Origin of the sequence: Pseudoxanthomonas sp. PXM02 (assembly GCF_014851805.1) — a bacterium.
Classification (GTDB): domain Bacteria; phylum Pseudomonadota; class Gammaproteobacteria; order Xanthomonadales; family Xanthomonadaceae; genus Pseudoxanthomonas_A.
On record NZ_JACVAK010000001.1, the window covers coordinates 1,270,855 to 1,292,502 of the forward strand.

A 21,648-nucleotide genomic window follows, 5' to 3' on the forward strand; every position below is an offset into this window, starting at 1 on the left:
GCAACGATGCGGGGGACCTGAACGATGTCTCCCTGGTTGATCGTGTGCACCCTCATGCTGGCCGGCCTGCTGCTGGCCTCTCCGCGTTGGCGTCGCGTGAAAGCCGCACTGCTGTGCGCGTGGCTGTTGTCGCTGTCACTCTGGTGGCTGGTGGATCGCCTGAGTGGCGATGGCATCAATGCCGCCACGCTGTACCACCTGCAGACCGGACTGAAAGGCGCGGGCATCGCGGAGTTCCGCGGCGTGATCGCCGGCTTCCTCGCGTTCGCGATGCTGGCCCTGGCGTCGCTGCTGTTGCTGCGCGTGCGCCGTTTCCAGGCGCCCCGACATGGCGGATGGCTGTCGGCCGCCTTCACCGGTGTCTTCGTCGTGGCGATCGTGGCCAGTCCGCTGTTCGCGGACGGGTTGCGCCTCTACCGCGCCACACTTCCGATCGATGCCACCACAGTGGCATCCGAGTACGCGACGCCGCATGGACCGGTGCAGCGCGCACGCAATATCGTCTGGATCTACGGCGAGAGCCTCGAACGCACGTACCTGGACCAGCAGGTCTTCCCGGGCCTGATGCCGCACCTGTCGCGCCTCGCCAGCCAGTCCGCGGATTTCCGCGGAATCGCGTCACCGGAAGGCAGCGGCTGGACCATCGCCGGCCTGGTGTCGTCGCTGTGCGGCGTGCCCCTGACCACGTCGCGTGGCGATGAAAACAGCATGGGCCGCATGGGCCGGTTCCTGCCCGGCGCGCACTGCCTGGGCGACTACCTGAAGCAGCAGGGTTACCGCCTGCATTTCTCCGGCGGTGCGGATGCCGCGTTCGCAGCGAAAGGCAGCTTCCTGTCGAGCCATGGCTTCGACCACGTAAAGGAACGCGGCTACTACGAGAAGGCCGGCGTTGCGCGCGAGCACTTCTCCGACTGGGGCATTCACGACGACGTCCTGCTCGATGACGTGTTCGCCGACTTCATGACGCTGTCGGCGAAGGGCACGCCCTTCATGCTCACCACGCTGACGATGGACACCCATCATCCCGCCGGCCACCTGCCGGTATCGTGCAAAGGCGAACGCTACGAGAGCCGGCATGGCGACGTCGGACTGCTCAACGCGTTGAAGTGCACGGATCGCCTGATCTCGTCGCTGGTGGACAGGATCCGCAGCAGTCCCTACGGCGCGGACACGCTGATCGTCATCGCATCGGATCACCTGGCCATGCCGAATGACCTCAGTTCGGTGCTGGCGGACATGCATCGCGAGAACCTGTTGTTGATGCTGGGGCCGGACGTCCCGGCGGGACAGATCGATCGTGGCGGCAGCACGCTGGATACCGGCGCCACCGTCCTGAACCTGATCGATCCGCGGCAGACCGCGCTGGGCTTCGGTCGCTCACTGCTGGCGAAGCCCGCCCGCGACGGCGCCAGTCTCGCCGCTCGTGGTGAAGATTCATCGGCGTATCGCCCCTATCTCGGCTACGCGCGCCAGCTGTGGACGGGCCGCGACACCGGCACGCTGCGCATGGATGGCGATCACGTGGTGGTGGGCGACCAGAAGATCAGCCCGCCGGTCATGCTCGAATACGACAAGACCTGGAACATCAGCTCGATCGTGCTGGAGGACGCGCCGCGCCAGTTCATGCGCGATCCCGACAACGTGCTGGCCTACATCGACCGGTGCACCGCGTTCGAGGATGCGCTGCCGCTGGGCGAATGGTGCGCACTGCTGGTCGATCGCAACAACGACCTGAAGCTCTACGCCGATGCGGATCTCGCGAACGGCGTGAAGATCGATACACCCCTGGAAGCCAGCAACGAGCCGCGCCCGCGTCCGCGCCGTCCGCTCACGCTGAGCCAGGAATCACGCCGCATGCTGGCGGGCCAGTACCAGGTCCGCCTGCGCCCGCAACGCCTCCCCAGCCATCCGTTCTGGCTGGAAGCCGTGTCCGCGGACGGCAAGGTGATCCATGCGCGCGAATGGGTGAACGTGGCGCCGGGTGCCGGCGGCCAGATCCGCCTGCCGATGTGGCTGGATACCGCGGTCGACGACCTGGTGATCCGCGCGTGGCTGGACTACACCGAGGAGATGCCGCTGGAAGGCATCGCCATGACCCGCGTCTCGGGCCGCCCGCGCTCCTGACGGGAGCAGCCGCGCCGCCTGAAGCGGCGCGGACCCGTGTTACTCGGCTGCGGGCTTGGCCGCGCTGGGCTTGGCCTCGGCCTTCGGCGCTTCGCTCTTGGCTGCGGACGACGTGTCGGCGGCCGGCTTCGACTCGGTGGACGGCTTGGCGCCTTCACCGCCATCGGCGAGGTTGCGCTTCTTGTCGCCATCCTTCTTGAAGTCGGTCTCGTACCAGCCACTGCCCGCCAGCCGGAACGACGGCGCCGTGAGCTGTCGCTTCACCGCATGCGCGCTGCACGCCGGGCAGGTATCGGGATCCGGATCGGACAGCTTCTGCAGGCGGTCGAAACTGTGGCCGCACTGGGTGCATTCGAAGGCGTAGATGGGCATGGCGGTCTATCGGGCGGTGTGGCGTAGGGGTGGGGACGGGAAGCGCGCGGATCAAGCTTCTTCGTACAGCGCCGACCAGGCCTCCTCGGCCTTGGCAAGCTGCTGCTGCAGGGCTTCACGGTCGCGCCCCAGCCGCGCGGCGAGCTCGGCATCGGCATAGCTGGCCGGATCCGCGAGCTGCGCATCCACGTCGGCCAGCTTGCCTTCCAGCTCGGCCACCTTCGCTTCGGCGGCGGCCAGCTTCACCGGATTGACCTTGCGCGCGGGTGTCGGCGCGGTCTTCGGCGCCGGCGCGGGTTCGGCGCGCAGCGGCTTGCTGCCCTGTGCGGAGGCGCGCGTGCGCAGCCACGCCGCGTATTCGTCCAGGTCGCCCGCGAACGGCTCGACCACGCCATCGGCGACGCGCCAGAACGTATCGCAGACCAGGCCGATCAGGTGGCGGTCGTGCGACACCATCACGATGGCGCCGTCGAAATCGCTGAGCGCCTCGGCCAGTGCTTCGCGCATTTCCAGATCGAGGTGATTGGTCGGTTCGTCGAGCAGCAGCACGTTCGGCTGCTGCCACGCGATCAGCGCCAGCGCGAGGCGCGCGCGCTCACCGCCGGAGAAACCATCGACCGGCTCGAATGCGCGGTCGCCGGGGAAGTTCCACTTGCCCAGGAAATCCCGGAACGACTGGTTGCTGCCATCGGGCGACAGGTCGCGGAAGTGGTCCATCGGCGACTGGCCTTCGTGCAGCGACTCCACCGTGTGCTGTGCGAAGTAGCCGATGCGCAGGTCCGGGTGCGCCATGCGATCGCCGGCCATCGGTGGCAGTTCGCCCACCAGCGTCTTTACCAGCGTGGTCTTGCCGGCGCCGTTGGGACCGAGCAGGCCGATGCGCTGCCCCGCCTCGAGGCCGAAACCGACCTGATGCAGGATCACTGCGTCCGGGCCGTAACCGGCCTCGACGTGGTTGAGGCGGATCAGCGAGAACGGCAGTTTGGCCGGCTCGGCGAATTCGATGCGGAACTCGCGCTCGGCGCGCACCGCCTCGGTGCCGGCCAGCTTGGCCAGGCGCTTCATGCGGCTCTGCGCCTGCGCCGCCTTCGAGGCCTTGGCCTTGAAGCGGTCGATGAAGCTCTGCAAGTGGGCGCGCTCGGCCTGTTCCTTCTCGTGCGCGATCTGCTGCTGGCGCAGCTGTTCGGCGCGCTGGCGTTCGAAGTCGGTGTAGCCGCCGGTGTAGAGCTTGGCGCCGCCGCCATGCAGGTGCAGCGTGTGGGTGGCGACGTTGTCGAGGAACTCGCGGTCGTGCGAGATCAGCAGCAGCGTGCCCGGGTACTTCAGCAGCCATTGCTCCAGCCAGAGCACCGCGTCCATGTCGAGGTGGTTGGTGGGTTCGTCGAGCAGCAGCAGGTCGCTGGGCATCATCAGCGCGCGCGCCAGGTTCAGGCGCACGCGCCAGCCACCGGAGAACGACGACACCGCACGGTGATGCGTGTCGGCCGGGAAGCCGAGGCCGTGGAGCAGCTTGCCGGCGCGCGCTTCTGCATCGTAGGCGCCCAGCTCGGCCATCTTCTGGTGCGCGTTGGCGACCGCCTCCCAGTCCTCGCGCGCGCTGGCGTCGGCCTCGGCCTGCAGCACCGCCGCGACCTCGGTATCGCCGCCGAGCACGAACATCAGCGCCGGATCCGGCAGCGACGGGGTCTCCTGCGCGACGCTGGCGATGCGCACCTTGCCGGGCAGGTCGAGGTCGCCCTTGTCGGCTTCCAGTTCACCCTGGACGGCGGCGAACAGGCTGGATTTGCCGGCGCCGTTGCGACCGACCACGCCCACGCGGTAGCCCGCGTGCAGGGTCAGGTCGACGTTGGACAGCAGCAGGCGCTCGCCGCGGCGGAGCGCGAAATTACGAAGGGCGATCAAGAAACAACCTACGGGGATTTGGGGGGACGCGGCCGCGTAGTTTATCGATAGCGCACCTTCTCAGACTTGTTAACAAAGCATTGACACCCCCTGCCTCCCCCTGTAACCAGAGCACGTAGCACCTAAGTCCATGGTTTCAAAGGAAACTTTGCGAGCCTTGATCCACTTCGAAGTCTGACTTCGCCGTTCTTCCTGGAGCTTTCCCATGACCCGCACCTTGTCCCCCCTGACCCTCGCCATCAGCTTGGCGCTGGTGGCCCCCGCCGCGCTCGCGCAGGAATCGGCCCCCGCCGACACGCGCACGCTGGACACCCTGATCGTCACCGGCACCCGTGTCTCCGACCGGACAGTGGCCGAATCGCAATCTCCCATCGACATCATCACGCCGGAAGCCCTGCAAGCCACCGGCACCCCCGAGCTGGCCACCGCTCTTGCGCGCGCCCTGCCCTCGCTGAACTTCCCGCGTCCTGCCGTCACCGACGGCACCAGCGGCGTGCGCCCGGCGCAGCTGCGTGGCCTGTCGCCGGACCAGGTGCTGATCCTCGTCAATGGCAAGCGCCGCCACATCTCGGCGCTGGTCAATGTCAACGGCAGCATCGGCCGCGGTTCGTCGGCGGTCGACCTCAACGCCATTCCGGTGTCGGCGATCGAGCGCGTGGAAGTGCTGCGCGACGGCGCCTCCGCGCAGTACGGCTCCGACGCAATCGCCGGTGTGGTCAACATCGTGCTGAAGGGCTCCGGCAAGGGCGGCAGCCTGGTTGCGGATGTCGGCGGCTATTCGGCCGGCGACGGCCGCAGCACCCAGTTGTCGGGCGATACCGGCGTGTCGTTCGGCGATGGTCGTGGCTTCGTCCACGTCGCAGGCCAGCTGACCCAGCAGGACGAAACCAACCGTGCCGGCCCGTACCAGGGCACCGCGCCGAACACCGGCAACAACCCGGCCATCGGTCGCGTCGCCTTCGTCTACGGCGATCCGCAGGTGGATGCAGGTGCGGTGTCGGCGAACGCCGGCTTCGAGTTCAGTGACAGCGTCAGCGGCTACGCCACCGCCATCGCCAGCAACCGCGACATCACCTCGTTCGCGTTCTACCGCTCGATCGGCCACAACGCACTCGTCCCGCAGGTCTATCCGGACGGCTACGTGCCGGAGATCAACCAGCTGTCGCAGGATCGTTCGCTGGTCGCGGGCGTGAAAGGCGACACCGAGAGCGGCTGGAAGTGGGACATCAGCTACAACTACGGCTACAACCACCTGAAGTTCTATACCCAGAACAGCATCAACTACAGCCTGGGCGCGAGCAGCCCGCGCCGCTTTTACGATGGCGCGCTGGAGTACACCCAGAATGTGCTGAACGCCGACGTCAGCAAGCCGCTGGACATCGGTCTGGCCTATCCGGCCACCCTGTCGTTCGGCGCCGAATACCGGCAGGAGAAGTGGAACCAGTCGCCGGGTGAAGTGAACTCGTACACCGGCGGGGGCGCGCAGGGCTTCGGCGGCTTCACGCCGACCAACGCCGTGCATTCCGACCGCGACAGCTATGCGGTGTATGCGGGACTGGAAGCCGACGTGACGGAGAAGTTCTCCGCCGGCATCGCCGGCCGCTACGAGGACTACTCCGACTTCGGCAGCGAAGTGTCAGGCAAGCTGTCCGCGCGCTACGCCTTCACCGATGCGGTGGCGCTGCGCGCGACCGTGGCCAGCGGCTTCCGCGCGCCGGCACTGGCGCAGCAGTACTACCAGGTGGTGACGTCGCAGTACAACGCCACGCTCGACCGCTTCTTCGAGTCGGGCACGTTCCCGGCCACCGGCGCCGTGGCGCAGGCACTGGGCGCCGATCCGCTGACCGCGGAGACCTCGCTGTCGTACGGCCTGGGCCTGGTGCTGCAGCCGGTGGACCGCCTGTACGTGACCATCGATGCGTACCAGATCGATATCGATGACCGCATCGTGCTGTCGTCGAACCTGCTGCTGGGCGGCAACGCGGCGGCGCAGGCGCTGCTGGCCAGCCTGGGCGTCAACGGCGTGACCAGCGCGCGCTACTTCACCAACGCCGCCGACACCCGCACGCGCGGCGTCGACGTGATCGCGCAGTACACCGTGCCGCTTGCCAACAGCAGCCTCAGCCTGACCGCCGGCTACAACTACAACAAGACCGAGATCGAGCGGATCGCACCGAATCCGCCCGAACTGGCCGCGTTGGGCGCAAACCTGTGGCGCATCGGTCGCGATGAGCAGGGTCGCATCGAGGAGGGCTATCCGCGCGACAAGACCACGCTGACCGCCGCCTGGAACCTGACCCGTTGGGACTTCACCTTCGGCGCCACCCGCTACGGCGAGTTCACCACGCGCGTCAGCGAGACCGGCAACCCGGCCAACGACCAGACCTACGGTGCCCAGTGGATCCTGGATGCCTCCGCCAGCTACCGCCCGAGCGAGAACTGGACGCTGACGCTGGGCGCGGACAACCTGCTCGACGAGTACCCGGATCGCACCATCTTCCCGAACTCCAACAGCGGCCAATTCCCTTACAGCAGCCAGTCGCCGGGCGGCTTCAACGGCGCCTACGTGTACGGGCGCATCGCGTACAAGTGGTGAGACACGCCCTTACCTGATCCACCCAAAACGCCCCGCCCCGTGCGGGGCGTTTCGCTTTCAGGATGCCGCAGCTCAATGCACATTAACGACACATTGACATCCATGTCATAGGACGGTAACAAAGACATTGATGCACCGCACAAAAGTGATTTCAACCGCAACCGTCCCGCCCTCTCCGTTCGTCGCTGCGCCGTCCTTCCATCCTGTTGGAGCCACCATGACCCGCAAGCTTTCGCCACTCGCCTTCGCCATCGCCGTGGTGCTCGTCGCACCCACCGCCCTGGCGCAGGAGACCAGCCCGTCCGAAGCCCAGACCCTCGACACCCTGATCGTGACCGGCACCCGCGTGGCCGATCGCACAGTGGCCGAGTCCACCGCGCCCATCGACATCATCACGCCCGCCGTCCTGGAATCGACGGGCACGGTGGAACTCGCCACCGCGCTGTCGCGCGCCGTGCCCTCGCTCAACTTCCCCCGCGCGGCGATCAACGACGGCACAGACGCGATGCGTCCGGCGCAGCTGCGCGGCCTGGCGCCCGACCACACGCTGGTGCTGGTGAACGGCAAGCGCTACCACCCCGGCGCACTGGTGAACGTCAACGGCAGCCAGGGCCGCAGTTCGTCGCCGGTCGACCTGAACTCGATTCCGATTTCCGCCATCGAGCGCGTGGAAGTGCTGCGTGATGGCGCATCGGCGCAATACGGCTCCGACGCCATCGCGGGCGTCATCAACATCGTGCTGAAGGGAGCGGGCAGCGGCGGCAGCGTCAGCGTGACCGGCGGCGGCTACAGCGCCGGCGACGGGCGCCAATACCAGGCGCTCGCCGATGCCGGCTTCTCGCTGGGCGAAAGCGGCAAGGTGCATTTCGCCGCGCAGGCCGGCCACCAGGACCAGACCGATCGCGCGCGCCCCTTTCTCGGCACGGTGACACCCACCAGTGCGCCAGGCGGCAAGGTCGTGCAGCGCTACGGCGATCCCGAAGTGGACAACGGCTCCTTCCTCTACAACGGCGAGATCGACATCACCGACTACCTGCAGGTCTATTCCTACGGCCTGTACACCAAGCGCGAGACACTCTCTAACGGCTTCTTCCGCCCCGCCGGCGATTCGCGCAACATCCCGTCGATCTATCCGGACGGCTTCCTGCCGCAGATCTTCAACACCTCCACCGACGTCAGCTTCTCCAGCGGCATCAAGACCTCCACGGACGGCGGCACCAACATCGACATCAGCTACACGTTCGGTTCGAACGAGCTGGAATTCGACATCCGGAATACCCTCAACCGCAGCATCGGGCCGACGTCCCCCACCGAGTTCTACGCCGGCTCGCTGGAATTCAAACAGCACGTGCTTAACTTCGATTTCAACAAGCAGCTCGACTGGGGCTTCGCCTATCCGCTCACGCTGTCGTATGGCGCGGAATGGCGCGGCGAGAAGTTCACCATCGGGGCCGGTGAGCCCGGTTCGTATGCCAATGGCGGCGTACTGGTCGGTGGCGCGCCGGCACCGTCGGGGGCACAGGTGTTCCCCGGCTTCCGTCCCAACGACAGCGGCAGCTTCGACCGCAACAACGTCTCGTTCTATGCCGGCCTGGAAGGCGACCTGACCGAGAAGCTGTCGGCGGGCGTGGCCGTCCGCTACGAGGACTACAGCGATTTCGGCGACACCACCACCGGCAAGCTGACCGGCCGCTACGCGTTCAACGACGCTGTGGCACTGCGCGCGACCGCATCGACCGGCTTCCACGCGCCGTCGTTGCAGCAGCAGTACTACCAGACCACGTCCACCAACTTCATCGGCGGCCTGCCGTTCGACCTGGTGACCTTCCGCGTGACCAATCCGGCCGGCATCTCGCTGGGCGCCGAACCCCTGAAGGCGGAGAAATCCGACAACCTCAGCCTGGGCCTGGTGCTGACGCCCATCGACGACCTGTACATCACCATCGATGCGTACCACATCAAGGTCAAGGACCGGATCACCCTGTCGGAGAACCTGACGAGCACCGCGGTACGCACCTGGCTCAACACGAACGGATTCCCGGATGTCGCCGGTGGCCGCTACTTCACCAATGCGCTGGACACCACCACCCAGGGCGTCGACATCGTCGGCACCTACAAGTGGGCGCTGGCGTCGAGCACGCTGGATTTCACCACCGGCTACAACTACAACAAGACCGAGATCGACCGCGTGGCGCCGAATCCGGCCGCGCTGACGGCCATCGATCCCACCGCGCTGCGTTTCGGCCGCGTCGAACTGGCCCGCTTCGAAGTCGGCTCGCCCCGCGACAAGTTCTTCCTCAACAGCATCTGGACCAAGGGCGGTTTCAGCGTCAGCGCCACTGCCACCCGCTACGGCGAGTTCACCATCCTCAACGCCAACCCGGTGCTGGACCAGACCTTCGATGCGAAGTGGCTGTTCGATCTGGCCTTCAGCTACAAGACCGGTGGCTGGCAGTTCACCGTGGGCGGCGACAACGTGCTGGACGAGTATCCGGACGAGAACGTGTTCCTCTCCCCGGCGCTCAACACCTCGACCACCGGCCAGCTGCCGTATCCGTCGCAGAGTCCGTTCGGCTTCAATGGTGCCTACGCCTACGGCCGGATCAGCTACTCCTGGTAACCCGCATTCTTCATGGTGCATCGGAACGCCCCGCCCCGTGCGGGGCGTTCTCGTTGCTGCACGCTTCCATGCAAAGGCGATCACGCGACCCGTCGGACAGTTTCCGTTTGCGGCATGACGCCCGCATCGGCGACACTCGGGGCAGATGCCGAGGAACTTCACTATTCGATGCACCATGACACCGACCTGATCAACATCATCGCGGTGGGCCTTGCGCTGGCCTTCGTGCTGGGCGCGCTCGCCCACAAGCTGCGGTTCTCGCCGCTGGTCGGTTATCTGGTTGCAGGCATCTTCGTCGGCCCGTTCACACCCGGCTTCGTCGCCGACCAGGAACTCGCCACCCAGCTGTCCGAACTCGGCGTGATGCTGCTGATGTTCGGCGTGGGCCTGCACTTCTCGCTGGAAGACCTGCTGGAGGTCAAGGCGATCGCCATTCCCGGCGCGATCGTGCAGATCGTGGTTGCCACCGGGCTGGGCTGGGCACTGGCTTGGGGCATGGGCTGGACGCCGCTCAACGGCTTCGTGTTCGGTCTGGCGCTGTCGGTGGCGAGCACCGTGGTGTTGCTGCGGGCGATGGAAGAACGCCGTCTGCTGGAAACCAAGCGCGGCCGCATCGCGGTGGGCTGGCTGATCGTCGAAGACCTGGTGATGGTGCTGGCGCTGGTGATGCTGCCGGTGCTGGCGTCCACCTTCGGCCCCGACAATGGCGGCGAACCGGCGACCTTCGGCCGCTTCGCGGTGGAGATCGCCTGGACCTTCATCAAGCTGGGCGCGTTCGTCGCCTTCATGCTGCTGGTCGGCCGCCGCGTGATCCCGTGGACGCTGGAGAAGATCGCCGCCACCGGCTCGCGCGAACTGTTCACGCTGTCGGTGCTGGCCATCGCGCTGGGCGTGGCATTCGGCTCGGCGATGATGTTCGGCGTGTCGTTCGCGCTGGGCGCGTTCTTCGCCGGCATGCTGCTCAACGAATCGGAACTCAGCCACAAGGCCGCCAACGACTCGCTGCCACTGCGCGATGCGTTCGCGGTGCTGTTCTTCGTCTCGGTCGGCATGCTGTTCAACCCGGCGATCGTCATGGCGCATCCGTGGCAGGTGCTGGCCACGTTCGGCATCATCGTGATCGGCAAGTCGGTGGCGGCGTATTACATCGTCAAGGCGTTCAAGCACCCCACCGGCACCGCGCTGACGATCTCCGTCAGCCTCGCGCAGATCGGCGAGTTCTCCTTCATCCTCGCCGCGCTCGGCGTGGCGCTGAAGATCCTGCCGCCGGAGGGCCGCGACCTGATCCTGGCCGGCTCGCTGCTGTCGATCATCGCCAACCCCTTCCTGTTCACCTGGCTGGACCGCTGGCAGAAGAAGCAGGACGCACTGGCGCCGGTGCCGGTCGCACCCGAGGCGCCGCCCGGCCCGTCGCTGGACGTCACCGACCACGCCATCATCATCGGCTACGGCCGCGTGGGCAGCGAACTGGCGCGCGTGCTGCGCGACCGCGGCGTGCCGCTGATCGTGATCGACGACAACGGCGACCATGTCGCCCGCGCGCATGACGCCGGCATTCCGGCGATCCGCGGCAGCGCAGCCGCCGACAAGGTGCTGGCCGAAGCGCATCCCGAGCGCGCCAAGATCGCGGTGCTGGCGATCCCGCAGCCGCTGGAAGCCGGCGAGGCCCTGGCCAAACTGCGTGCGATCAATCCGGGGCTGACGCTGCTGGCGCGCGCGCACAGCGAGGGCGAAGTGAAGCATCTGCTGTCGCATGGCGCCGACGGCGCGGTGCTGGCCGAGCGCGAACTGGCGTTCTCGCTGGCCGAAATGGTGATGTCCACGCCGCCCTACCGACCGCAGCGCGCGACCACCTGAGGTCGCGGGTCAATCGCGCGCGGCCGGTGCTTCCGCCGCGACTTCCGCCAGTACTTCGGCCAGCGGTCGCGGCGCCCCGTAGAGGTAGCCCTGGACGCGGTGCACGCCGAGACGGCGCAGGCAGTATTCAGTGTCCTCGTCCTCGACGAATTCGGCCACGGTAGTCGCGCCGAACGCCTTCGCCACGGCGACCGATGCCTGCACCACCGCGTAATCCTTGCCGAGTTGCGCGACGTTGCGCACGAACGAACCGTCGATCTTGATCACGTCGACCGGCAGTTCGCGCAGGCGCGCAAAGCTCTGCATGCCGGTGCCGAAGTCATCGATGGCGATGTGGCAGCCCAGCGCGCGCAGGTCGGCGAGCAGGTGGCTGGCGGCCGCGGTATTGGAGATGGCGGCGGTTTCGGTGACCTCGAAGCACAGGGCGCTCATCGGCAACGGCGAACCCGCCAGCAACGTGCGCAGTTCCACCTGGAAGCTCATCGACGCGAGGCTCTGGCCGGTGAGGTTGATCGCGATCTCGCGGCAGTACGGCAGCGCACCCGGCGACTTGCGCAGCAACCGGAACAGCGCACGCATCACCGCCAGGTCGAGCTCCGCGCCGCGACCGGCGGCCTCGAGCGGCGCCATGAAGCGCGCTGGCGACATGATTTCGCCTTTCTCGTCCAGCAACCGGCACAGCACTTCACCGGCCAGCATGCGCGACTCGGTCTGCATGTCGGGGGCGAGATCGCGGATGGGCTGGAAGTACAGCGCCACGCGCTCACTGCGCAGGCTGGCCAGCGCCTCGGTGGCATCGTGCAGCTGGCGACGATGCGTGCGCCGGACCTGGGTATCGCCGATGTCGCTGTAGCGCGGCCGCAATTCGCCGTGCTGCCGCGCTTCGAAGGCCAGGTGCGAGGCCGCCAGCACGGCTCCGTCGATCACGCTTGCATGGACGCCATTGAACGCGGCGACCCCCAGGTACGGCAGCAGGCGGATCGGCTCGCCGCCGACATCGATCTCGGCATGCTCCACGCGCGCCATCACGCGCTCCCATAGATCAGCATCGCGCCCGGGCCGGGGCAGCAGCGCGAACTGGCCGGTGCCCACGTAGTAGGTCTCGACCAGATCCTCCAACCGCCGCGCCGTGGCGTTCATCGCCTGCGCCTGTGTGTCCAGCCCGAAGCCGGCGACCAGCGTGTCGGTCTGGTCGAGCAGCAGGTAGCCCAGTTCCGTGCGCGGCAGCGGCCGGTCCATGCGCTCGCGCAGCGCCTTCAGGTTGGGCAATCCCGTCACCTGGTCGCGCAGGGTTTCTTCGGACAGCTGCTCGGCCAGCGCGGAGCGGTCGCGGTTGGTCAGCCACAGGTAGAGCGTGGCCAGCAGCAGGATGTTCAACTCCACCGCGATGTGGAGCAGATTGAAAAAGCCCACCGACGTGTTGGCGTACTCGGCCGTGCCCGCCACCATGCCGACCAGCAGCAGCAGGGTGAGCGACAACGCCAGCATCGCCCATCGCGGCGGCAGCCGCAGCATGCACCAGGCCAGCACGACCAGCACCGCGAAGCGGTAGTCCATCAGCACCGGACCGGACGTCAGGGTGGACAGGCCGTTGAAGGCATGCCGCACCTGCACGGCGGCCCACAGGCTGACCAGCAGGCCCAGCCCCAGCACGACCGGCAACAGCCAGTGCGTGCCCACGTCGGCGCGAGGCGTGGGGGTCCTGCGCTCCAGCCAGCCGATGACCAGCGGCAGCGTCACCACCACGACCCCAAACTGCTTGGCGAAGAACATCTGGAACGCCGTGCTCACTGCACCGGACTGCGACGAGACCAGCATGATGCTGAGGCCGATCAGCGCCATCCCCAGCGGATACAGCAGCAGGCCGAACGCGGCAAACCGCAGCAGGTCGGGCCGGTGCAAGCGTGCACCAAGGTTCCGTGGCCACTCCATCCAGTGCGCGCACACCAGTGTCCAGGCGAACTGGAGCAGATAGCTGCCTGCTCCCCAGGCCAGCATCCAGGTCGGACGACCGTCATCGAAGAGATACAGCTGACGCAGCGTCCAGCCGGCGAACGCCATGGCGAAGCAGCCGGCAACCACGCGGCGGTCGCGCACCAGCATGGCGATGGCGAGCAACAGCCCGGTGTGCAAGTGGATCAGCGAGGCGTCGGCCAGCTGACCGAAGAAATCGATGCGGTACCGGATCGGGACCTGCTGGAGCAGCACGCACATGCCGCCGAGCAGGAGCACCTGCATGCTCCCGCCCAGGCCACGCACCGGCTGCCCTGCATGATCGGCCATCGGTCCGTCCTTGCCCCTTGCGCCCCTCCGCGAGTGCGGAGGTCATCTGACGCGGACCTGCACGATCGCAGTCCGCCCAATAACGTACTACTACGGGGCCGTGGACGGAAACAGGACACGCACGCGCCGACCGCCGGTCAGCGCGTGACGTCGAACACCAGTTGCCCGCTTTCGGCGCGCACGCGCACGGTATCGCCCGCACCGAAGGCGCCGGACAGGATCTTCTGCGCCAGCGGATTCTCCAACTGCGCCTGGATCGCCCGCTTCAGCGGACGCGCGCCGTACACCGGATCGAAGCCGGTATTGCCCAGCAGCATCAGCGCCGAGTCGTCCAGCTCCAGCGTGATCTGGCGCTCGGCCAGGCGCTTGGCCAGATAGCGTGTCTGGATGCGCGCGATGTCGCGGATCTGCGCCTTGTCCAACGGATGGAACACGACGATGTCGTCGAGCCGGTTGATGAACTCCGGGCGGAAGTGCGCCTGCACCACGCCCATCACCGCCGCCTTCATCTGCGTGTAGCGCTCCGGACTGTCCGCCGAGCCGTCGTTCTCCGACATGTCCTGGATCAGGCTGGAGCCGAGGTTGGACGTCATCACGATCACGGTGTTGCGGAAGTCGACCGTGCGGCCCTGGCCGTCGGTCAGGCGGCCGTCGTCCAGCACCTGCAGCAGGATGTTGAACACGTCCGGATGCGCCTTCTCCACCTCGTCCAGCAGGATCACGCTGTACGGGCGACGACGCACGGCCTCGGTCAGGTAGCCGCCTTCCTCGTAGCCGACATAGCCAGGAGGCGCACCGACCAGCCGGCTGACCGCGTGCTTCTCCATGAACTCGCTCATGTCGATGCGGATCATCGCGTCGCTGCTGTCGAACAGGAATTCGGCCAGCGCCTTGCACAGCTCGGTCTTGCCGACGCCGGTCGGGCCGAGGAACAGGAACGAACCGCTCGGCCGGTCGGGATCGGAAATGCCGGCGCGCGAACGGCGCACCGCATCGGACACGACCTTGATCGCCTCCTCCTGGCCGATCACGCGACCGCGCAGCGACTGCTCCATCTGCAGCAGCTTCTCGCGCTCGCCCTCTAGCATCTTGCTGACCGGGATGCCGGTCCAGCGACTGACGACCTCGGCGATCTCCTCGTCGGTCACCTTGTCCTGCAGCAGCCGGAAACCCTTCTGCTCAGCTTCCTGCGCAGCGGAGAGCTGCTTCTCCAGCTCCGGCAGCTGGCCGTACTGCAACTCGCTCATGCGCGCGTAGTCCTGCTTGCGCTGCGCGGCTTCCAGTTCCAGTTTCACGCGCTCGATCTGTTCCTTGACCTTGGTCGCGCCGGTCAGCGTGGCCTTCTCGGCCTTCCAGATTTCCTCGAGATCGTTGAACTCGCGCTGCAGGGCTTCGATCTCGGTCTCGAGGTCGGCCAGGCGCTGCTTCGACTGCGCGTCCTTTTCCTTCTTCAGCGCTTCGCGCTGGATCTTCAGCTGGATCAGCCGGCGCTCCATGCGGTCCATCTCTTCCGGCTTGGAATCGATCTCCATGCGGATGCGGCTGGCGGCCTCGTCCATCAGGTCGATGGCCTTGTCCGGCAGCTGGCGGTCGGCGATGTAGCGATGGCTCAGCTGCGCCGCGGCGACAATGGCGGGGTCGGTGATCTCCACGCCGTGGTGCACGGCGTACTTCTCCTTCAACCCGCGCAGGATGGCGATGGTGTCCTCGACGCTGGGCTCACCGACGAAGACCTTCTGGAAGCGGCGCTCCAGCGCGGCGTCTTTCTCGACGTACTTGCGGTACTCGTCCAGCGTGGTCGCGCCGATGCAGTGCAGCTCGCCGCGCGCCAGCGCGGGCTTCAGCATGTTGCCGGCATCCATCGAGCCTTCGGCCTTGCCGGCGCCGACCATCGTGTGCAATTCGTCGATGAAGAGAATGATCTGGCCTTCGTTCTTGGCCAGGTCGTTGAGCACGCCTTTCAGGCGCTCCTCGAACTCGCCGCGGAACTTCGCGCCGGCGATCAGTGCGCCCATGTCCAGCGACAGCACGCGCTTGCCGCGCAGGCCTTCGGGCACTTCGCCGTTGACGATGCGCTGGGCCAGGCCTTCGACGATGGCGGTCTTGCCCACGCCGGGCTCGCCGATCAGCACCGGGTTGTTCTTGGTGCGGCGCTGCAGGACCTGGATGGTGCGGCGGATCTCCTCGTCGCGGCCGATCACCGGATCGAGCTTGCCGCTTTCGGCGCGCGCGGTCAGGTCGATGGTGTACTTCTCCAGCGCCTGGCGCTGGTCCTCGGCGTTCTCGGACTGCACCTTCTCACCACCGCGCAGGCGCTCGATGGCGGTGCGCAGCTTCTGCTTGTCGGCGCCACTGGCCTTCAGCTCCTGGCCGGCGGCCCCGCTGTCGTCCAGCGCGGCCAGCAGGAACCACTCGCCGGCGATGTAGGTATCGCCTGCGTCCTGCGCCAGCTTGTCGGTGACGTTGAGCAGGCGCGACAGGTCGTTGCCGATGGAGAGTTGACCGGCCTGTCCGGTCACCTTCGGCAGCTTGTCGAGCGCTTCCGTCAGCCGTTCGCGCAGCACGGGCACGTTGACGCCGGCCTGCGCCAGCAGCGGCCGCGAACTGCCGCCCTGCTGCTCGAGCAGTGCGGTCAGCACGTGGACCGGTTCGATCATGGTGTGGTCGCGGCCCACGGCCAGCGACTGTGCGTCGGCCAGCGCCTGCTGGAAACGCGAGGTCAGTTTGTCCATCCGCATCGGGAGAACCTCTAGGAAGAAAGGGGCCGGCGAACGCCAGCCAATGCTACCCAGATGCGGTTAAGCGCCGGTGTTTCAAGGCCCGCTGAGACCGGGATTCACCGTAGGGTGGGCCTTGGCCCACCGTCTTCGCACGTAACAGGGTGGCGGGCCAAGGCTCGCCCTAGGCCTTCTTCTGCAGGGACAGTGCGCCCAGCAGCACGGCCAACGCGGCGTAGGCGCCGGCGAATTGCCACAGGATCGTCGCGCGCAGGCCCTCGACCTCCCACGGCAGGTAGATGCCGCCGCGCGGATCCACCGAGTGGATGATGCCGAACAGCGTCAGCACGGCACCGACCAGCAGCGCGACGACCGCACGGCCGTTGCGGCCATCGATCATCGCCACCAGCGCGGTGGTCCAGATCATCGCGGTGATGATGAAGCCGTTACCCAGCGTGACGATGGTGGCCAGGTCCGGCAGGCCGTGGCCATCCACACCTTCGTACAGGCCGGCGAAATGGTCTGGCGCGATCCACGCCGGATTGCCGAACTTGATCGTCAGCAGGTACGCCACCGATGGCAGGAAGCCGAGCGCCACCGCGATGGCGTGCTTGCGCGGCGTCTCGGTGAAGGCCTGCACGGTGATGTCCAGGCCCACGTACACGATGATCGGCGCCAGCACCGCGACCGGCAGCCACTGCACGAGCCCGGACACGTAGCCGAGCACGCCGCCCAGGCCGATGAAGAGGCCGGTCAGCAGCGTGTAGCCCTTGCGCGCGCCCATGTGCTTGTACGCAGGCTGGCCGATGTAGGGCGTGGTCTGCGCCACGCCGCCGCAGAAGCCCGCGACCAGCGTGGACATGGCTTCGGCCAGCAGCACGTCGCGCGTGCGGTAGTCGTCGCCGGCCGCGCGCGCGCTTTCGCTGACGTTGATGCCGCCCACCACCATCAGCAGGCCGAACGGCAGCAACAGCGGCAGGTAGGGCACGGTGTAGGCCAGGCCCTCCAGCCAGCCCAGCGTGGGCAGCGGCAGGGTGAAAGCCAGCGGCACCGCGTCGGGCACTTTGAAGCCCGGCGCACCCAGGCCGGCCAGGCCGAGCCCGTAGTACAGCGCGGTGCCGACGAGGAACGCCAGCAGCACGCCCGGGATCTTCACCGGCAACTTGCCCTTCGCGACCAGCACGTACAGCAGCAGGCCGAAGGTGACGAAGCCGACGATGGGCTGGCGCAGCGTTTCGATCAGCGGCAGGAAGCCCAGCAGCGTCAGCGCCGCACCACCGATGGAACCGAGCAGGCCGGCGCGCGGCACCGCGCGCGTGACCGCATCGCCGAAGAACGACAGCACCAGCTTCAGCACGCCCATCACGACCAGCGACGCCATGCCGAGCTGCCACGTGGCCGTGGCGGCCGCCTGTTCGTCCAGGCCTGCCTGCTTGAAGCCGATGAAGGCCGGGCCCAGCACCAGCAAGGCCATGCCGATACTGGTGGGCGCGTCGAGGCCCAGCGGCATCGCGGTGACATCGTCACGACCGGTCTTCGCCGCCAGCCGGTGCGCCATCCACGTGTAGATCAGGTTGCCGACCAGCACGCCCAGCGCGGTGCCGGGGAACATGCGGGTGAACACCACGTCGGCCGGGAACTGGAAGATGCCGACCAGCGCGGCGGCGATGAAGCCGAGGATGGACAGGTTGTCCACCACCAGGCCGAAGAAACCGTTGAGGTCGCCGGGAACGAACCAGCGGCGCACGGGAGTAGCCGATGCGGTCATGGAAGGCAGCAATCAGTGGGGAGGGCGGAAGGCCGCCAGCATAAGCGCCCGCACGGACGGCGGGCGCACCGGGTTCAGAACGATACGTCCACCGCGTGGCGCGACCACAGCACCGACTGGTGGCCGGTGGCCTGCTTCCACGCCAGGCGGATCGCCTCGATGTCGGCGCGGCGCTGCGGGGTGTCTTCGTGCAGCACCACCAGCACCTTGGTCTTCAGGCGGTTGGGTTCGCCGGCGCCGCGGAACAGCCACTGGCCGTAGGCGTCGAACACGGTCAGGCCATCCGGGAAGCGCGCGGTCACTTCCTTGTCCAGGAAGGCGCGCCACGTTTCCTCGGTAATCGTCTCGGCCTGCGGGCGGTCCGCGGGCCCCGTTTCTTTCCCCACGCCGAAGTACAGCTCGCTGCGTACCCAACCGGCGGCCTGCGACGGACGCAAGGCGTCGCCCTGCAGCGACGACGTGGTGGAGGACGGGCTGTCGGGGTTGCGGACGCTGGCGCATCCGGACACGGCCAGCAATGCGGTGGCCAGGAAAAGACTTCTCAACAACATGGGGAACTCCAGTAGGGACGCGTACTGTCGGCGGACATCATCGCGCATCGAAATAGCCACTGGTTATGAGCAAATGGGATCACGCCATGGCCTCGGACGGTCATGCAGGTGAACCGGCGCGGTAAGGTTCCGTCACCCCGGCACAGCCAAATGACCGGGGACGACGACCCACACGACACCTTTTGTCCCGATGCCGATCGCACGACCCGTAGCCGCCCACGTCCCCCTTGGTCTCTCCCCACACGGGACCGGCGGCTGCGGTTGTCGTTGCCCCTGATCCGGCCGTCGTCGTCCGCTTCCCCTTCCCGTACCCCACCCTTCAGGAGTTTCCATGTCCCGCCTCACCGTGGCGCCGCTCGGCGCTGCCATCGCGCTTGCCCTCGCCTTCCCCGCGTTCGCCCAGCAGGCGCCCGCCGCCGGTACCACCGACCTGGATGCGGTGATCGTCACCGGTACCCGCGCCAGCGACCGCATCGCGCTGGAATCGACCTCGCCGATCGACGTGCTGACCGCCGAGGACATCCGCAAGGCCGGCGTGCTCAACGGTGAGCTGGGCAGCGCGCTGCAGGCGCTGCTGCCGTCGTTCAATTTCCCGCGCCAGTCCAACTCCGGCGGCGCCGACCACGTGCGTGCGGCACAGCTGCGCGGCCTGGCGCCCGACCAGGTGCTGGTGCTGGTCAACGGCAAGCGCCGCCACACCACCGCGCTGGTGACGACCGGCTCGAAGATCGGCCGCGGCACCACGCCGGTCGACTTCAACGCGATCCCGGTCACCGCGATCAAGCGCATCGAAGTGTTGCGCGATGGTGCCGGTGCGCAGTACGGCTCCGACGCGGTCGCCGGCGTGGTCAACATCATCCTCGACGACGCGCCCGAGGGCGGCGCGTGGGAAGCGAGCTTCGGCCTGCACCACACCGATGTCGAACCGATCAACCAGACCCTCACCGACGGCCAGACCAGCTTCCTGTCGGGCAAGGTCGGCACCGCAATCGGCGACGGCGGCTTCTTCCGTGTCGGCTTCGAACTGAAGAACCGCGAGGCCACCAACCGCGCCGGCTTCGACCAGGTGCCACCGTGGGACCAGTCGCCGGCCAACCTGGCCGTGCAGGGCCAGCGCAACTACCACCTGGGCGATGGCGCGTCGAAGGACCTCAACGCCTGGGTCAACGCCAGCCTGCCGCTGGGCGAAGCGTCCGAGTTCTACGTCTTCGGTACCTACAACAAGCGCGACACCGTCGGCGCCAACTACTTCCGCTATCCGGATGGCGTGTCGAACTGGCCGGAGGTGTACCCGAACGGCTACCGCCCGGTGTCGCTGGGCGAGAACCAGGACGTGGCCATCGTCGGCGGCGTGCGCGGCCAGTGGGGCAGCTGGGACTACGATGCCAGCCTCAATCATGGCGGCAACAGCTTCACCTACCGCCTGCGCGATTCGCTCAATGCCTCGCTCGGCCCGACCAGCCCGACGCGCTTCAAGACCGGCGACTACGAGTCGTCGCAGACGCTGGCCAACCTCGACCTGAGCCGCGGCTTCGGCAGCGGCGACACCACGCATGACGTCGCCTTCGGCGCGGAGTTCCGCTTCGAGGAATACGAGACCGGCGCCGGCGATCCCGCCAGCTACGCCGCCGGCCCGTACATCGACCGCCCGACCGGTTCGCAGGCCGGTGGCGGCCTGACTCCGCAGGACGTGGCCAACCTCGACCGCGATGTCGCCAGCGTCTACGCCGCACTGTCCAGCAGCTTCGGCGAGAAGCTGACCACCGACGTCGCCCTGCGCTACGAGCACTACAGCGACTTCGGCGGCGAGCTGACCGGCAAGGTCGCCGCCCGCTACGAGTTCGCCCCGGCGTTCGCGCTGCGCGGCGCACTGTCGAACAACTTCCGCGCACCATCGCTGGCGCAGATCGGCTACGAGTCCACGTCGACCGGCTACAGCGCCGCCGGCCAGCTGACCCAGGGCCGCCTGCTGTCGGTCAACAACCCGATCGCCCGCGCGCTCGGTGCGCAGGCACTGGACCCGGAGAAGTCGATCAACGCCAGCCTCGGCTTCACCAGCCGCATCGGCGAGCACTTCGACCTGTCGCTGGACGTGTTCCACATCGAGATCGATGACCGCATCGCGCTGTCGGAAAGCATCACCGGCGACGCACTGACCGACTTCGTCGAGGACGAGTTCGGCGTGCGCGGCGTGCAGAGCGTCAACTTCTTCACCAATGCGGCGGACACCCGCACGCAGGGCGTGGAACTGGTGACGAACTGGCGGCAGGCGCTGGCCGGCGGCAACCTGCTGCTCACCGGCACCTACAGCTACGCCAAGACCGAGCTGAAGAACATCGTCGCCACGCCCGCGCAGCTGCTGGCGCTGGATCCGTCCTACCAGCTGTTCGGCGTGGAAGAGAGCAACACCCTCACCGACGCCGCCCCGCGCACCCGCGCGCAGCTCTCCGCCAACTGGAACAACGACCACTGGAACCTGCTCGGCCGCGTCAGCCGCCACGGCAGCGCCAAGCGCGTGTTCAATTTCGGTGGCGGCTTCGAACCCGAACAGCGCTACGGTGCCGAGTGGCAGCTCGACGCCGAAGTCGAATACAGGATCACTCCGAAGTGGAGCATGGCGCTGGGCGGTCTGAACCTGACCGACGAGTATCCGGACCTGTCGAACGAGGACATCTATTACTTCGGCAACCTGCCGTACGACGTGCTCTCGCCGATCGGCAGCAACGGCGCGTACTACTACACGCGGGTGCGCTACACGTTCTGAGTTGCACGGGCATCGCCGCCTCCGTGACGGAGGCGGCACACGAACTGGTCGGACGGGCGCCGCGGCACGGGAACGGGCGGGCAACCGTCGCGCG

General features: G+C 67.4%; 11 protein-coding genes. 5 read left to right on the forward strand and 6 right to left on the reverse strand.

The features are described 5' to 3' along the window. Positions 1–24 precede the first annotated feature (24 nt). Positions 25–2,124 (forward strand): phosphoglycerol transferase I, encoded by a 2,100-nt coding sequence (locus IB225_RS06225; RefSeq protein ID WP_192310322.1) that lies wholly within the window; start codon positions 25–27, stop codon positions 2,122–2,124. 39 nt (positions 2,125–2,163) lie between these two features. Here the strand turns inward: IB225_RS06225 and IB225_RS06230 are convergent, their stop codons facing one another. Together IB225_RS06230 and IB225_RS06235 are read right to left on the reverse strand one after the other, a co-directional pair. Continuing rightward, the gene (locus tag IB225_RS06230) at positions 2,164–2,496 is read right to left on the reverse strand and encodes a zinc ribbon domain-containing protein (RefSeq protein ID WP_192310323.1); all 333 of its coding nucleotides are present in this window, start codon (positions 2,494–2,496) and stop codon (positions 2,164–2,166) included. 51 nt (positions 2,497–2,547) lie between these two features. Continuing rightward, on the reverse strand, positions 2,548–4,398 hold the full coding sequence (locus tag IB225_RS06235; protein WP_192310324.1) for an ABC-F family ATP-binding cassette domain-containing protein: 1,851 nt from the start codon (positions 4,396–4,398) through the stop codon (positions 2,548–2,550). A 205-nt stretch (positions 4,399–4,603) separates the two neighbouring features. Here IB225_RS06235 and IB225_RS06240 point away from each other — a divergent pair, with 205 nt between their 5' ends. The 3 genes from IB225_RS06240 to ybaL all read left to right on the forward strand — a co-directional run bounded on the left by IB225_RS06240 (position 4,604) and on the right by ybaL (position 11,471). Beyond that, positions 4,604–6,994, forward strand: coding sequence for a TonB-dependent receptor (locus IB225_RS06240; protein WP_192310325.1), 2,391 nt, complete (start codon positions 4,604–4,606; stop codon positions 6,992–6,994). Positions 6,995–7,211: 217 nt separating this feature from the next. Then, positions 7,212–9,614 (forward strand): TonB-dependent receptor, encoded by a 2,403-nt coding sequence (locus tag IB225_RS06245; RefSeq protein WP_192310326.1) that lies wholly within the window; start codon positions 7,212–7,214, stop codon positions 9,612–9,614. 168 nt (positions 9,615–9,782) lie between these two features. Continuing rightward, positions 9,783–11,471: a YbaL family putative K(+) efflux transporter gene (gene ybaL, locus IB225_RS06250; protein WP_192310867.1), complete on the forward strand. Its 1,689-nt coding sequence runs from the start codon at positions 9,783–9,785 to the stop codon at positions 11,469–11,471. A gap of 9 nt (positions 11,472–11,480) precedes the next feature. Here the strand turns inward: ybaL and IB225_RS06255 are convergent, their stop codons facing one another. The 4 genes from IB225_RS06255 to IB225_RS06270 all read right to left on the reverse strand — a co-directional run bounded on the left by IB225_RS06255 (position 11,481) and on the right by IB225_RS06270 (position 18,790). Continuing rightward, positions 11,481–13,754, reverse strand: coding sequence for a bifunctional diguanylate cyclase/phosphodiesterase (locus IB225_RS06255; protein WP_192310327.1), 2,274 nt, complete (start codon positions 13,752–13,754; stop codon positions 11,481–11,483). A 137-nt stretch (positions 13,755–13,891) separates the two neighbouring features. Further along, positions 13,892–16,492, reverse strand: coding sequence for an ATP-dependent chaperone ClpB (gene clpB / locus IB225_RS06260; protein ID WP_192310328.1), 2,601 nt, complete (start codon positions 16,490–16,492; stop codon positions 13,892–13,894). A gap of 163 nt (positions 16,493–16,655) precedes the next feature. Then, positions 16,656–18,239 (reverse strand): hypothetical protein, encoded by a 1,584-nt coding sequence (locus IB225_RS06265; RefSeq protein ID WP_192310329.1) that lies wholly within the window; start codon positions 18,237–18,239, stop codon positions 16,656–16,658. A 74-nt stretch (positions 18,240–18,313) separates the two neighbouring features. Then, on the reverse strand, positions 18,314–18,790 hold the full coding sequence (locus tag IB225_RS06270) for a DUF3574 domain-containing protein (protein ID WP_192310330.1): 477 nt from the start codon (positions 18,788–18,790) through the stop codon (positions 18,314–18,316). Between the two features lie 331 nt (positions 18,791–19,121). Here IB225_RS06270 and IB225_RS06275 point away from each other — a divergent pair, with 331 nt between their 5' ends. Further along, on the forward strand, positions 19,122–21,554 hold the full coding sequence (locus IB225_RS06275) for a TonB-dependent receptor (protein ID WP_192310331.1): 2,433 nt from the start codon (positions 19,122–19,124) through the stop codon (positions 21,552–21,554). Positions 21,555–21,648: the final 94 nt, after the last annotated feature.

Coding starts and splice junctions, on each gene's coding strand:
- IB225_RS06240 (WP_192310325.1), top strand. CDS start 4,604: ATGACCCGCACCTTGTCCCCCCTGACCCTCGCCATCAGCTTGGCGCTG.
- ybaL (WP_192310867.1), top strand. CDS start 9,783: ATGCACCATGACACCGACCTGATCAACATCATCGCGGTGGGCCTTGCG.
- IB225_RS06230 (WP_192310323.1), bottom strand. CDS start 2,496: ATGCCCATCTACGCCTTCGAATGCACCCAGTGCGGCCACAGTTTCGAC.
- IB225_RS06270 (WP_192310330.1), bottom strand. CDS start 18,790: ATGTTGTTGAGAAGTCTTTTCCTGGCCACCGCATTGCTGGCCGTGTCC.
- IB225_RS06275 (WP_192310331.1), top strand. CDS start 19,122: ATGTCCCGCCTCACCGTGGCGCCGCTCGGCGCTGCCATCGCGCTTGCC.
- IB225_RS06265 (WP_192310329.1), bottom strand. CDS start 18,239: ATGACCGCATCGGCTACTCCCGTGCGCCGCTGGTTCGTTCCCGGCGAC.
- IB225_RS06255 (WP_192310327.1), bottom strand. CDS start 13,754: ATGGCCGATCATGCAGGGCAGCCGGTGCGTGGCCTGGGCGGGAGCATG.
- IB225_RS06225 (WP_192310322.1), top strand. CDS start 25: ATGTCTCCCTGGTTGATCGTGTGCACCCTCATGCTGGCCGGCCTGCTG.
- IB225_RS06245 (WP_192310326.1), top strand. CDS start 7,212: ATGACCCGCAAGCTTTCGCCACTCGCCTTCGCCATCGCCGTGGTGCTC.
- clpB (WP_192310328.1), bottom strand. CDS start 16,492: ATGCGGATGGACAAACTGACCTCGCGTTTCCAGCAGGCGCTGGCCGAC.